This is a genomic window from Actinomadura rayongensis (assembly GCF_009831215.1).
GTDB lineage: Bacteria > Actinomycetota > Actinomycetes > Streptosporangiales > Streptosporangiaceae > Spirillospora > Spirillospora rayongensis.
The window spans coordinates 1,496,266-1,508,836 of the sequence record NZ_WUTW01000001.1 but is presented as its reverse complement, the minus strand read 5'-3'; the positions used below and the strand labels follow the sequence as shown (position 1 = coordinate 1,508,836).

General features: G+C 73.3%; 12 protein-coding genes. 6 read left to right on the top strand and 6 right to left on the bottom strand.

The genetic code is table 11. The features are described 5' to 3' along the window. Positions 1 to 5 precede the first annotated feature (5 nt). Positions 6 to 1,022 (top strand): NAD(P)H-dependent glycerol-3-phosphate dehydrogenase, encoded by a 1,017-nt coding sequence (locus GQ466_RS07095; protein ID WP_161101900.1) that lies wholly within the window; start codon positions 6 to 8, stop codon positions 1,020 to 1,022. A gap of 13 nt (positions 1,023 to 1,035) precedes the next feature. On the opposite strand, the gene GQ466_RS07090 is transcribed toward GQ466_RS07095, so the two are convergent. The 4 genes from GQ466_RS07090 to GQ466_RS07075 are packed head-to-tail and all read right to left on the bottom strand — an operon-like array spanning position 1,036 to position 5,682. Next, positions 1,036 to 2,865 carry a glycoside hydrolase family 15 protein gene (locus GQ466_RS07090; protein ID WP_161101899.1) on the bottom strand — a complete coding sequence of 610 codons (1,830 nt, stop codon included), beginning with the start codon at positions 2,863 to 2,865 and terminating at the stop codon, positions 1,036 to 1,038. Next, positions 2,862 to 3,821, bottom strand: coding sequence for a TIGR03885 family FMN-dependent LLM class oxidoreductase (locus tag GQ466_RS07085; RefSeq protein WP_161101898.1), 960 nt, complete (start codon positions 3,819 to 3,821; stop codon positions 2,862 to 2,864). The genes GQ466_RS07090 and GQ466_RS07085 overlap by 4 nt, the downstream gene beginning before the upstream one ends. A 44-nt stretch (positions 3,822 to 3,865) precedes the next feature. Next, positions 3,866 to 4,555: a response regulator transcription factor gene (locus GQ466_RS07080; protein WP_337193349.1), complete on the bottom strand. Its 690-nt coding sequence runs from the start codon at positions 4,553 to 4,555 to the stop codon at positions 3,866 to 3,868. Beyond that, a complete protein-coding gene (locus GQ466_RS07075) occupies positions 4,552 to 5,682 on the bottom strand; it encodes a sensor histidine kinase (protein WP_161101897.1) in 1,131 nt (376 codons plus the stop codon). Before GQ466_RS07075 ends, GQ466_RS07080 begins: the two co-directional genes overlap by 4 nt. Before the next feature lie 87 nt (positions 5,683 to 5,769). On the opposite strand from GQ466_RS07075, the gene GQ466_RS07070 reads away from it, so the two are divergent. The 3 genes from GQ466_RS07070 to GQ466_RS07060 are packed head-to-tail and all read left to right on the top strand — an operon-like array spanning position 5,770 to position 8,851. Beyond that, positions 5,770 to 6,687: an ABC transporter ATP-binding protein gene (locus tag GQ466_RS07070; protein WP_161101896.1), complete on the top strand. Its 918-nt coding sequence runs from the start codon at positions 5,770 to 5,772 to the stop codon at positions 6,685 to 6,687. After that, complete coding sequence (locus GQ466_RS07065) at positions 6,684 to 8,132, top strand: ABC transporter permease subunit (RefSeq protein WP_161101895.1); 1,449 nt, start codon at positions 6,684 to 6,686, stop codon at positions 8,130 to 8,132. The genes GQ466_RS07070 and GQ466_RS07065 overlap by 4 nt, the downstream gene beginning before the upstream one ends. After that, on the top strand, positions 8,129 to 8,851 hold the full coding sequence (locus GQ466_RS07060; RefSeq protein ID WP_161101894.1) for an ABC transporter permease subunit: 723 nt from the start codon (positions 8,129 to 8,131) through the stop codon (positions 8,849 to 8,851). Before GQ466_RS07065 ends, GQ466_RS07060 begins: the two co-directional genes overlap by 4 nt. Positions 8,852 to 9,261: 410 nt before the next feature. Here GQ466_RS07060 and GQ466_RS07055 read toward each other — a convergent pair whose 3' ends face one another. Together GQ466_RS07055 and GQ466_RS07050 are read right to left on the bottom strand one after the other, a co-directional pair. Then, positions 9,262 to 9,591 carry a histone-like nucleoid-structuring protein Lsr2 gene (locus GQ466_RS07055; RefSeq protein ID WP_161101893.1) on the bottom strand — a complete coding sequence of 110 codons (330 nt, stop codon included), beginning with the start codon at positions 9,589 to 9,591 and terminating at the stop codon, positions 9,262 to 9,264. A gap of 304 nt (positions 9,592 to 9,895) precedes the next feature. Continuing rightward, the gene (locus GQ466_RS07050; protein WP_337193348.1) at positions 9,896 to 10,579 is read right to left on the bottom strand and encodes a LysR family transcriptional regulator substrate-binding protein; all 684 of its coding nucleotides are present in this window, start codon (positions 10,577 to 10,579) and stop codon (positions 9,896 to 9,898) included. A 55-nt stretch (positions 10,580 to 10,634) separates the two neighbouring features. On the opposite strand from GQ466_RS07050, the gene GQ466_RS07045 reads away from it, so the two are divergent. Together GQ466_RS07045 and GQ466_RS07040 are read left to right on the top strand one after the other, a co-directional pair. After that, positions 10,635 to 11,018 carry a DUF5997 family protein gene (locus GQ466_RS07045; RefSeq protein ID WP_161101892.1) on the top strand — a complete coding sequence of 128 codons (384 nt, stop codon included), beginning with the start codon at positions 10,635 to 10,637 and terminating at the stop codon, positions 11,016 to 11,018. Between the two features lie 107 nt (positions 11,019 to 11,125). After that, entirely contained in the window at positions 11,126 to 12,358 is a 1,233-nt protein-coding gene (locus GQ466_RS07040; protein ID WP_161102451.1) for an MFS transporter, read from the top strand. Positions 12,359 to 12,571 lie beyond the last annotated feature (213 nt).

Sequence of the window (12,571 nt, the reverse complement as noted above, 5' to 3'; positions counted from 1 at the left end):
CGTCCATGCAGGACGTCACGCGGGCCGCGGTGCTCGGCGCGGGGTCGTGGGGGACGGCGTTCTCCCTGCTCCTCGCCGAGGCGGGCTGCGCGGTGACCCTGTACGGCCGCCGCGCGGAGATCGTCGCGGCGATCAACGAGCGGCGCGAGAACCCCGCGTACCTGCCGGGCGTCGCGCTGCCGGACGGGATCACCGCGACGACGGACCCGGCGCGGGCGCTGGACGGCGCGGCGCTCGTCGCGCTGGCCGTCCCGGCGCAGACGCTGCGCGGCAACCTGGCCGGCTGGGCGCCGCTGCTGCCCGCCGACGCCGTCCTGATCAGCCTGATGAAGGGCATCGAGCGCGGCACCGGACGGCGCATGTCCGAGGTGATCGGCGAGGTGACGGGCGCGCCGCCGGGACGGATCGCCGTCGTCTCCGGCCCGAACCTGGCCCCCGAGGTCGCGCGCGGGGAGCCGGGCGCGGCCGTCGCGGCGTGCGCGGACGCGACGACGGCCCGGCGGGTGCAGGAGGCGTGCATGACGTCGTCGTTCCGCGTCTACACGGTCGAGGACGTCGTCGGCTGCGAGCTGGGCGGCGCGGTCAAGAACGTCATCGCGCTGTGCGTCGGCGCGACCGTCGGCCTCGGCCTCGGCCACAACACGCAGGCGATGCTGATGACGCGCGGCCTCGCGGAGATGGCGCGGCTCGGCGCGGCGCTCGGCGCGGCCGAGCACACGTTCGCGGGCCTGGCGGGTCTCGGGGACCTCGTCGCGTCGTGCGTGTCGCCGCTCGGCCGCAACCGCACGTTCGGTGAGAACCTCGGCCGCGGGATGAGCGTGGACGAGGTCGTCGCGGTGACCCGGCAGACCGCCGAGGGCGTGACGTCGGCGGGCTCGGTCCTGGCGCTGGCGCGCGAGCACGACGTGGAGATGCCGATCACCGAGACGGTCGCGGCGGTCGTCAACGAGGACCTGGACGTGCGCGAGGCGGCGGCGGCCCTGATGTCCCGCTCCCCCAAGCCCGAACGCTACGGCGTCTGACCGGGCGCGGCGCTCACTCCGCATCGCGCGCCCAGGCGTGGAGGGCCTCGGTGCGGCCGGCCTCGTCGAGGTTCAGCGCCGCCTCGATCAGCGCCAGGTGCGTGAACGCCTGCGGGTAGTTGCCGAGCATCGTGCCGTCGCCCGTCATCTCCTCGGCGAACAGGCCGAGCGGGCCGCCGCGCGGGCACAGGGCGGCGAAGCGGCGGCGCGCCTCGTCCGTCCGGCCCGCGAGGACGAGCGCCGACACCATGTCGAACGAGCAGAGCAGGAACGCGCCCTCCGGGCCGTCGAGGCCGTCGCCGGTGGCGCGCGGGTCGTAGCGGTGGATCAGCCGGCCGCCGCCCGCGAGGGGTTCGCCGAGCCGTTCGTCGATCCGGTCGAGGGTGGCGCGGACGCGCGGGTCGCGGCCGTCGAGGAACTGCAGCAGCGGCAGCCGCAGCAGGGACGCGTCCAGCTCCGGTTCGCCGTAGACCTGCGTGAACGCGCCGACGCCGGGATGGTAGCCGTGGGCGAGCAGGCTCGCGCGGACGGCGTCGCGTTCGCGCCGCCACCGGTCGAGCGGCGGACGTTCGTCGCCGAGCGCGGCGGCGAGCCTGATGCCCCGGTCCAGGCAGACCCACGCGTACATTTTCGAGCTGGTCCAGTGCCGGAGCCGGGTCCGCACCTCCCAGATGCCGTGGTCGGGCTCGCGCCACCGGGCGCAGGCGGCGTCGACGACGGCGAACAGCCCGGCGGCCTCGTCCGGGGTGAGGTCCCCGGCGACCTCCTGGTAGACGAGCGCCGCGTCCAGCACCTGCCCGTAGACGTCGAGCTGGACCTGATCGAACGCCTCGTTCCCGATCCGCACCGGACGGGACCCGGCGTACCCCTCCAGGTGGCCGAGCGTCTCCTCGGCGACGCGCGTCCCGCCGTCCAGCGTCAGCATGGGCCGCAGGTGACCGTGCTCGGCCGACCAGTTCCGCAGCAGGAACCGCAGGTAGCGGCCCGCCTCCTCGGGATGGCCGAGCCGCAGCAGGACGAGCACGACGAGCGCCGCGTCCCGGTGCCACACGTACCGGTAGTCCCAGTTGCGCTCCCCGCCGGGCCATTCGGGCAGCGACGCGGTGGGCGCCGCGAGCAGCGCGCCGCTCTCGCTGTCGAGCAGGCCGCGCAGGACGACCGCGCTGCGCCGCACGTCCTCGGCGCCGACGCCGTCGTAGCCGGAGCGGGACGACCACGCGTCCCAGGCGTGGCGCGTCGCGTCCAGCAGGGGCCCGGCGGGGGCGCGGGCGAGCGCGGGATCGCCGTGGGCCAGCCGCAGTTCGGCGACGTCGCCCTCGGTCAGCTCGGCGTCCAGGCACGGTTCGCCGCGCAGGACCGGCGCGGGATCGCCGCCGAGCACGAGCCCCGACACGCTTTCGGCCAAGGCCCCGTCCACGGCGGCCCAGCGCGGCGGGGTGCGGGCGTGGTCGGGCGTCGCGCGCACCCGCGCCCGGATCCGCGCCGTGCCCCGCTCGCACGTCACCCGCCGGACGAGCACGCCCACCGGCACGATGCCGCGCTCGTCCCCGGCCTCCGGGGCGCGGACGGCGAGGAAGTCGTGCGCGACGACCGTCCCGGACGGGCCCGTCCACCGGCTCTCCAGCACCAGCGACGCGCCCGTGTACCGCCGCGCCGGCTCGTCCGCGCCCTCGACCAGCAGCTCGAACGCCCCGCCGATCCGCCGGTCCAGGATCCGGTTGAACACCGCGGGCGCGTCGAACCGGGGCGCGCACCACCACTCGACGGCGCCGTCCGGGCCGAGCAGCGCGGCCGTGCGGCAGTCGGACAGGAACGCGTAGGCGCCGAGGGGCGGGGGGCTCATGACGTCAGCTCCGGCAGGACCCACGTCCCGAACGCGTCGATGAACCCGCGCTGGTCTCGTCCGACCTGGTGGATCATCACCTGGTCGAACCCGTGCGCGGCCTGGGCCGCGAGCCACGCGGCGTGGGCCGCGAGGTCCGCCGAGACGTGCACGTACGGCCGCAGCTGCTCCGGGTCGACGAACTGCGCCGCCTCCGCGAACTGCTCGGGCAGCGGGATGTCCCAGCCGACCGTGCTGCCGAAGATCGCCTCGCGCCACTGGTCGTGCGCGTTGGCCAGCGCCTCGTCCTCGGCGTCGGCCCAGCTCACGTGCGCCTGGAGGGTCGCGGGGCCGCGCCCGCCCGCGTCCCGGTAGGCGCGCAGCGCGTCGGCGTGGGCGTCGCCGGGCTGGTTGACGGTGATGAACCCGTCCGCCCAGGACGCCGTCCACGCGGCCGTCCGGGGCGTGACCGCCGCGCCGACCAGGGCGGGCGGCGTCTCCGGCAGCGTCCACAGGCGCGCCCGGTCCACCCGGACGAGCCCGTCGTGCGAGACGGTCTCGCCGTCGAACAGCGCCCGGACGATCGCGACGCACTCGGTCAGCCGCCGCTCCCGCACGTCCTTGGCGGGCCACGGGTCCCCGGTGATGTGCTCGTTGAGCGCCTGCCCGGTGCCGAGCGCGACCCACAGTCGTCCCGGGTACATTTCGGCGAGCGTCGCGGCGGCCTGCGCGAACACGGCCGGGTGGTAGCGCTGGCCGGGGGCGGCGACCACGCCCATCGGGAACTCCGTCAGGGCGAGCGCCGACCCGAGCCACGCCCAGGCGTGCCCGGAATGTCCCTGCCGGGCGCTCCACGGCGCGAAGTGGTCCGAGCACATCGCGGCCGTGAAACCCGCCTGCTCGGCGGCGCGCACGGCGTCGAGCAGCTCCCCCGGCCCGAACTGCTCGTGCGAGGCGTGGAACCCGAAGCGGGTCACCGCGACACCCCCGTCGCTCGAAGCGATCTTCTGGTCACTCCAAGCTACCGAGCCCCTCCGACATTTTCGTCGGCCGCCCCGAGGACCCGGTAGCCGACGCCCGGCGTCGTCCTGATCACCGGCGGCTCGCCGAGCTTGCGGCGCAGGCGGCCGACGGTCACCGTGACCGTGTTGGTGAACGGGTCGGCGTTCTCGTCCCAGACCTGTTCGAGCAGGTCCTCGGTGCTGAGGAACGCCGGGCTCGCGCGCAGCAGCGCCTCCAGGACGGCGAACTCCTTCACCGACAGGTCCAGGTGGCGCCCGTCGCGGGTCGCGACGCGCCGCAGCGGGTCCAGCTCGATCCCGGCCGCGCGCAGCGTCCGGGACCGCGCGGACGGCTGGCGCCGCGCCAGCGACCGGACGCGCAGCACCAGCTCGGGGAAGTGGAACGGCTTGGTGAGGTAGTCGTCGGCGCCGAGACCGAGCCCGCTCACCCGGTCCCCCGGCGACGCCGCGGCCGTCAGCATCAGCACCATGACGCGCTCGTGTCGTTCGGTGATGATCCGGCAGAGGGCGTCGCCGTGGATTCCGGGCAGGTCTCGGTCCAGGACCACCACGTCGTAGGCGTTGACGTCCAGTTTCGCGGCGGCGTCCAAACCGTCGTGGGCGACGTCCACGGCCATGCCCTGGTCGCGCAGGCCCTCGGCCACGACGTCGGCGAGCGTCCGCGCGTCCTCGACCACGAGCACCCTCACGCGGACGTTCCGGGCAGCGCCACCTCGGCGCGGAGCCCGCCGCCGGGCCGGGCGCGCAGCTCCAGCGCGCCGCCGTGCGCGGCGGCGACGGCGCGGACGATCGACAGCCCGAGCCCGGTGCCCGCGCCGATCCGGTCCCCGCCGAGGCGCCGGAAGGGACGGCCCAGCGCGGCGACCTGCGCGGGGTCCAGTTCGGGTCCGCCGGTCTCGACGACGAGGACGGCTTTCGTCGCGTCGCCGTTCACAGCGACCCGCATCCAACCGCCCGGGTCGTTGTGCCGGATCCCGTTGTCGATGAGGTTGTCGGCCATGCGGAGCAGGAGCGTGCGGTTACCGCGGACGCGCACGTCGTCGCCCGTGGCGTGGACGTCCAAGCCGCGTGCCGCGATTTCGTCCGCGCGGGCATCGAGCGCGCTGGATACGACCCGGCCCAGTACGACGGTCGCCCGTTCCGGCAGTTCGCCGTTCTGCGCGCGGGCCAGCACGAGCAACCCTTCGAGCAGCCGGTCCATGTGGTCGAGTTCGGTGCGCAGCCGGTCGGCGAGGGCGACGGTCTGCGGGGCCCGGTCCGGTTTCGCGGCGGCGACGTCCAGCGACGCCCGCATCGTCGCCAGCGGGGTCCGCAGCTCGTGGGACGCGTTGGCGACGAACCGGCGCTCGGCCGCGAACGCCCCCTCCAGCCGGTGCAGCAGCGCGTCGATCGTGTCGGCGAGGCCCTTGACCTCGTCGTCGGGGCCGCGCACGGCGAGCCGTTCGTGCAGGTTGTCGGCCGAGATGCGGCGGGTCGCGGCCGTCATCGCGCGCAGCGGGCGCAGGACGCGGCCCGCGACGAACCGGCCGAGCACGATCGACGCCAGCGCCATCACGGCCAGCGCGACCACCGAGCCGACGAGGAGCCGCCGGGCGGTGTCCGCCTCCTGCGCGTTGAGCTGGGCCTGCAACGTGGCGATCTGGGCCTGCGCGTCGGCGAGCTGGACGCTCGGCACGGACGCGGTACCGTCCGGTGCCGTCCGCACGGCGGCGGATCGGTTGGACGCCACCACGTTCGCTATCAGCAGCAGCACCGCCGCCGAGCCGAGGAACACGGTGCTGTAGAGCGCGGTGAAGCGCTGCCTGACCGTACGCATGGTGTCCAGAATGCACCGATGCGCCTAACAGCGGTGTGACGGCCGTCGTTCGGCCCGCGTTACGACGCCCGCGCGAATGTCTGCGGCATGAACGACGCGACCATCACCGTCACCGATCTGCGCAAGCGCTACGGGCGCACCCTCGCGCTGGACGGCATGACCTTCGCCGTGGCCCCCGGACGGGTCACCGGCTTCGTCGGCCCGAACGGGGCCGGGAAATCCACGACACTGCGCGCGATCCTCGGGCTGGACACCGTGGACGCCGGGACGGCCCTGATCGGTGGGCGGCCGTACCGAAGCCTGCCGCGTCCGCTGACGCACGTCGGTGCGCTGCTGGACGCCGGAGCCCTCCAGCCGAGCCGCCGCGCCCGCGACCACCTGCTGTGGCTGGCGCACTCGCAGGGCCTCGGCGCCCGCCGGGTGGACGAGGTCCTGGCGCTCGCCGGGCTGACCGACGTCGCGCGGCGCCGGGCGGGCGGCTACTCGCTCGGGATGCGCCAGCGCCTCGGGATCGCCGCCGCGCTGCTCGGCGATCCGGCCGCCGTCCTGCTGGACGAGCCCTTCAACGGCCTGGATCCCGAGGGCTTCGTGTGGATTCGGGGGCTGCTCGCGCAGCTGGCCGCCGAAGGCCGCGCGGTGCTGGTGTCCACGCACCTCATGGGCGAGTTGCAGGGGATCGCCCAGCATGTCGTGGTCGTCGGACGCGGCCGGGTCCTCGCCGACGCCGGCGTCGCGGACCTCCTCGCGGCGGCCGGCGGCGGGCGCGTCCTCGTGCGCACCACGGCGGCGACGGACGCGGCGCACGCGCTGGAGCGCGCGGGGGCCGCCGTGACCGTCCGGGACGGCGCGCTGTCGGTGGCGGACCTCGCGGCGGAACGCGTCGTGGCGGTGCTCGGCGCGGAGCGGGTGCCGTTCTCCGAGGTCGCCGAGCACCGCGCGACGCTCGAAGAGGCGTACATGGCCCTCACCCGCGACGCCGTGGAGTACTGGGGGGCCGCGCTGTGACGGTCTTCGCGCAGCTCCTGCACGCCGAGTGGACGAAGTTCCGGACCGTCCGGGGCTGGGTCGTCGGCGCTCTCGTCGCCTTTCTCGCGACCGTCCTCGTCGGGCTGCTCGGCACGGGCGGCACCAAGCTGCCGCACGGCTCGGCGGAGCCGCTGCCGGTCGGGCCGGGCGGGGAGGCGGTGAGCGACACGTTCTTCTTCGTCCACCGGACGCTCACCGGTGATGGAAGCCTCACCGTGCGTCTCGCTTCTCTCACCGGGGCGGACGGCGCGGGCCTCACGCCGTGGGCGAAGGGCGGCATCCTCGTGAAGGCGGGGACGCGTCCGGGGTCGTCCTACGCCGCCGTCCTGCTCACCGGCGCGCACGGCACGCGGATGCAGCACGACTTCACCCACGACCGGGCCGGGCGGCCCGGCGCCGGGTCGCGCTGGCTGCGGCTCGTCCGGACGGGGTCGGTCGTCACCGGGTCCGAGTCCGCCGACGGCGTGCACTGGACGACGATCGGTACCGCGCGGGTCCGTTCGGGCGCCGTGGGGGCCGGGATGTTCGCGACGTCGCCGGCGTCCTTCCACACGAGCGGACGTTCGGTCACCGAGAACCCGGCCGTCGCCACCGCCGTCTTCGATCACGTCTCGGTGCGCGGCGGGTTCGGCGGCGCGTGGCGCGGCGAGCAGATCGGCGGCGCCCCTTACGGCCCGGAGATGCGGCCGGGGTTCCGGACGGCGGGCGGGACGTTCGCGCTGACCGGCGCCGGGGACATCGCCCCGCTCGTCGGCGGCCCGGCGCTCGGCAACGCCTTCCCGGTCGAGGCGTTCCTCGTCGGCGCGTTCGCCGGGCTGATCGCGCTCGCCGTCCTCGGGGCGACGGCCATGACCGCCGAGTACCGACGCGGCATGATCCGCACGACGCTCGCCGCGACGCCGCATCCCGGCCGGGTGCTGGCGGCGAAGGCCGTCGTGCTCGGGGCGGTCGCGTTCACCGTCGGGACGGCCGCCGCGCTCGTCGCGGTCCGGATCGGGGAGAATCGCGTCCGCGCCGACGGCTACGCGATCTTCACCGTGCCCGCGCTCACCGAACTTCGGGCCGTCGCGGGCACCGGGCTGCTGCTGGCCGCCGCCGCGATCCTCGCCCTCGGAGCCGGGACGATGCTGCGGCGCGGTGCCGTCGCGGTGACGGGCCTCGTCGTCCTCATCGTCATTCCGTACATCCTCGCAATGAGCGCCGTGCTACCGGCCGGGGCCGCGAACTGGGTGCTGCGGGTCAGCCCTGCGGCGGGGTTCGCGATACAGCAGACGCTTCCCCGCTATGGGCACGTGTGGAGCGAGTACACGCCCGCCACCGGTTATTACCCGCTCGCCCCGTGGGCGGGGTTCGCGGTGCTCTGCGGGTGGGCGGCAGTGGCTTTCGGGTCGGCGGTCGTCCTGCTGCGCCGGAGGGACGCATGAGGCGCGCCGTGCACGCGGAGTGGACGAAGCTCCGCACCGGCGGCGGGATCCTGCTCGCCCCGCTCGTGCTGGCCGTGGCGATCGTGGGACTCGGCGCGGTCGCCGCCGGGACGGCGAAGGCGGGCGCCGACCCGGGCCGCGCCGCCCTCGCCGGGCTCGACCTCGGGCCCGCGATCGTCGCGCTCCTGGTCGCCCTGCCGGTCGGCGCCGAGTACGCGACCGGCATGATCCGCACGACGCTCGCCGCGACGCCGCGCCGTAGTGCCGTGCTCGCCGCCAAGGCAGTCGTGCTCGGCGGGCCGGTCGCGCTGGCCGGGGCGGTCGCGGCGGCGGGCGCGCTGCTCGCCGGACGGTGGCTCGGGCTCGATCTCGGGCCGTCCGGCGCGGTGCTGCGGGCGGCGTTCGGATCGACGCTCTTCCTGGTGCTGGTCGCGCTGCTCGCGCTCGGGATCGCCGTCGCGGTGCGGGACGCAGCGGCGGCGTCGGGGGTCGTACTCGGGCTGTTCTATCTGTCGCCGGTGCTCGTCCCGCTCGTCCGGGACCCGGCCTGGCGGCGGCATCTGGAGCAGATCACGCCGATGAACGCGGGCCTCGCCGTGCGGTCGCTGCACGTGGACGGCCTGCCGATCGGGCCGTGGAAGGGACTCGCCGTGCTCGCCGCGTGGGCCGCCGCCGCCCTCGCCCTGGGCGCGTTCGCCCTGCTCCGCCGCGACGCCTGACGACTCGGCGGGCGGTCCCTGTTGATCACGTGTCATGGATTACACATGGGACCGAGCGCACTGTGTGGTACAAATTGTGACTCAGGCAGTGGTACGGCGGTGTGACGACGCCTTCCGTCCCGTCCTGCCCGAACCCGGGACGGTTCTCCGGAAACCCCGAGCACGGCGTGTCACAGCGCCGCCGGGGAGCCGTCCCGGCCGGGCGCAAAGGCGCACACTCTCCGGTGCGGCGCCCGCATGAACGCAATCGATGAATGAGCCGGCCGCCGGATCCGGCAATACTCCGGAACGCCCGCGCAACGCCGGCCGGTGATCGCGCCATCGTTAGACGGCTCGATCACCGCCGGGCGACGCCCTCAATTCGGCGGGACCGGCCGCCGGACGACCGGCGGCCAATCTACCGGCCGACCCTAATGGGCGTTTTCGTACTGCTCGATCACGGTCGCCGGGATACGGCCGCGATCGTTGACCTGGATGCCGCGCGACCTCGCCCACTCGCGGATCTCGGCGGACCGGTCGCGGTTCGACTGCGTCCGCGCGGGCCGCGCACCCTGGGCGTTCTTGGGACGCGCCCGGCGCGCGTGCCGGACGAACGGTTCCAGGAGGTCGCGGAGTTCGGCGGCGTGCTTGTCGCTCAGGTCAATTTCGTACAGCGCGCCGTCCAGCCCGAAGCCGACGGTCTCATCCGCCTCTCCTCCGTCGATGTCGTCAACGAGGAGGACTTTGACCTTCTGTGCCATGCGGAAATCCTTCCGAGCGGGGTTCGATCGCAGCATAGACGGTACGCGCCGTGCTGGCGATACATTCATTCCGCAAAGACTGTCACGAAAATCTCACCCTTCAGAAGCAAGACTCCCCGCGCACACCACCGGCGACCGGAAAGGGCCGTGGGCAACTCCCCGAACCGATGAAAGCGTTCACGAGCACGCCCGATTGGCCCCGACCGAAGAGAGCCCGAGCACCGGGGACCAGGGCGTTGCGCGCCGCAGCGTCGGCCGACGGAGGATCATCGCGGCGCGGGATACAAGGCGAGCAGGACGCTCGTCATTTCCGGCGGCGCTTTTGGGGGCGGTGTTTGGAGGTCGGGCGTTGTTGCGGTGGCTTCTTCGGTGTCGGCTGTTGCCGGGGGGCGCGGCCACGGGAGCTGTTGGGGGTGCGACCGCGGACGATGCCGATCAGTTCTTCCATGAGGTCGGTCGTTTCGGCGTCGAGCCAGGCCAGGCCGATCTGGGACTGGGGCGCGTCCGTCACGGTCCGGTAGGTGAGGTCCTTGCGGTGGTGGAGGCGGGCCAGAGACTGCGGGAGCAGCAGGACGCCGGCTTCCGACGCCACCAGCTCGATCGCGGCGGCGGTGCTCTCAGGACGGGTGAAGGCAGGTTGGCCGGGCCGGTCGTCCCAGGTCAGGACGTCGTCGAGAGGATCGAAGACGTCCTCGTCAGCGAGATCGGCGAGCACCAGCTCCTCCACTGCGGCCACCGCGTGATCCTTGGGCACCACGACCACGGTCATTTCCGTGTACAGCGGGATCACGTGGAGGGCTTCGCGGTCGACGGGCAGGCGCACGAACGCGGCGTCCGCACCGCCGCTCCGCAGCAGGGGGACGATCTCCGCCGCCGACGTCTGCAGCAGCCGGAGCGGCACCTCCCGGACCCGCTCGGCCCACACCCCGGCCCATTTCCCGGGCGTCACCCCCGGCACGTAGGCCAGCCGGAACTCACCGTCGGTCACGCCGCAACCCTAGTCACGTCCGGGGAGTCCCCCACAACTGACTACCCTTGAGGCCATGGGCACGTCCAAAGCAAAGACCCCGCAGACCATGAAGCCCGCGACCGCGGCCAAGAAGCTGGGGATCCTGCTGTCGGCAGCACCCGCCGAGTTCCAGGAAGGCTTCGTCTCCCGGGACGAATTGAACGCGCTCCAAGCCGACCCGCCCGCATGGCTCACGACCCTGCGCCGCGAGGGCCCCCACCCCCGCCAGGTCGCCGCCGCCAAGCTCCGCGTCTCCGTCTCGGGCCTGGCCCGCGCCGGAATCACGGACTTCCTCACCACGGCCGAGATCGAGAAGCTGAAGGCCGAGAAGCCCGACTGGCTGGAACGCGAGCAGGCCGTCCAGGCCGACGTCCGCAAGGAAGAACTCCGCCTCAAGGAGCAGCGCGCCAAAGCCTGACGCCCCCGCCTGCTCATGGTCCGCAACGTCCCGCCAGCCAATGCTGATCGAGGAATGCGGCCGTATCATGAGTCCGGTCGTGTCCGGCGCGGAGGCCGAGGAGGCATCTGATCGCACGGGGAGTCGACGGTCGACCGGATCGGTTAACACCGCTGCGCCGCAACCGCGATTTTCTTCTCCTCTGGTGCGGTCAGACGGTCTCCGTGCTCGGATCGCGGGCCTCGTCGGTCGCCTTCCCGCTGCTCGTCCTCAATGAGACCCAGTCGGCGGGCAAGGCGGGAGTTGCCGGTTTCGTCGCCACGCTGCCGTACCTGCTTTTCTTCCTGCCCTCCGGGGTCGTCGTCGACCGGTGCGACCGCAGGCGCCTCATGTTCCTCTGCGAGGCGAGCCGCGCAGTGGCGCTCGGTAGTATCCCCGCCGCCTTGTTCCTGGATCGCCTCACCTTCGGCCAGATCCTGCTCGTGGGATTCGTGGAGGGCACGGCGTTCGTGTTCTTCAGCGTCGCGGAAAAGGCGTCCCTGCCCATGATCGTGCCGGCGGCCCAGATACCCGGGGCGCTGTCGGTCAACGAGGCACGCGACCGAGCCGCGGGATGGGTCGGCCGCACGCTCGGCGGGTGGATGTTCAGTCTTTCGCGCAGCGTGCCGTTCCTCGTCGACGCCGTGTCGTACGCGGTATCGCTGCTCACGCTGGCGGCGATCAGGTCACGCCTCGGGCCTCAACGCGAGGACAGATCGGGCACACCGCTCCATGAACTCGCCGAAGGCATGCGGTTCCTGTGGCGGCAGCCCTTCATCCGCCTTTCGGTGTTGCTCGTCGGCATCGTCAACATCGTCTTCGAGGCTCTCACCCTGGTGCTGATCGTCCTCATGCGCGACCGGGGAGATTCGGGCGGAGTCATCGGACTGGTCCTCGGCTGCCTCGGCGCGGGGGGCATGGCCGGCGCTTTCGCCGCACCGTCGTTCCAGCGCCGGGCCCGTCCGGGAACCATCGTCATCGGCGCCACCTGGGGGTGGACCGCACTCCTCGTCCTCCAGTTCACCTTCTCGCATCCGCTCGCACTCAGTGCGCTCGTCTTCATGATGGCGTTCGTCGGAACGCTGTGGAATGTCGTCGTCGTCAGCTATCAATACACGATCATTCCCGCCCGCCTCCTCGGCCGAGTGAAAAGCGGCATTCTGCTCGTCGCCTGGGGGACCATTCCCCTGGGATCGATTGTCGCGGGCTGGCTGGTGGAATCGATGGGCGCCGAGCCAACCCTCGCCGCGCTCGCCGCGACGATGCTCTGCGTCGCGATCCTCGCGACCTCCAGCAGCACAGTCCGCAGCGCGTCCAAATAAGCCTTGTCCCGAAGGTTCTCGTCAGCACGGCAAGGCGGAGGTCTTGATCCGTGTGCTGCTCATCGGCCCGCATGGTCGGGGCACACGCGAACTCCACGGCGTGGGTGACCGCTTGAGATCCCTACCGGCATCCTCGGTAAGGCGCTCAGCGGTGCGAGAGGTGGCTATGCCTCGGGCCGTCGCGAGATCGGCGAGTTCCGCGCGCAGCGGTCC

Bases quoted from the DNA above. Each gene is read 5' to 3' on its own strand.
- GQ466_RS07095 (WP_161101900.1), top strand. From the start codon at position 6: ATGCAGGACGTCACGCGGGCCGCGGTGCTCGGCGCGGGGTCGTGGGGG.
- GQ466_RS07090 (WP_161101899.1), bottom strand. From the start codon at position 2,865: ATGAGCCCCCCGCCCCTCGGCGCCTACGCGTTCCTGTCCGACTGCCGC.
- GQ466_RS07075 (WP_161101897.1), bottom strand. From the start codon at position 5,682: ATGCGTACGGTCAGGCAGCGCTTCACCGCGCTCTACAGCACCGTGTTC.
- GQ466_RS07070 (WP_161101896.1), top strand. From the start codon at position 5,770: ATGAACGACGCGACCATCACCGTCACCGATCTGCGCAAGCGCTACGGG.
- GQ466_RS07060 (WP_161101894.1), top strand. From the start codon at position 8,129: ATGAGGCGCGCCGTGCACGCGGAGTGGACGAAGCTCCGCACCGGCGGC.
- GQ466_RS07055 (WP_161101893.1), bottom strand. From the start codon at position 9,591: ATGGCACAGAAGGTCAAAGTCCTCCTCGTTGACGACATCGACGGAGGA.
- GQ466_RS07045 (WP_161101892.1), top strand. From the start codon at position 10,635: ATGGGCACGTCCAAAGCAAAGACCCCGCAGACCATGAAGCCCGCGACC.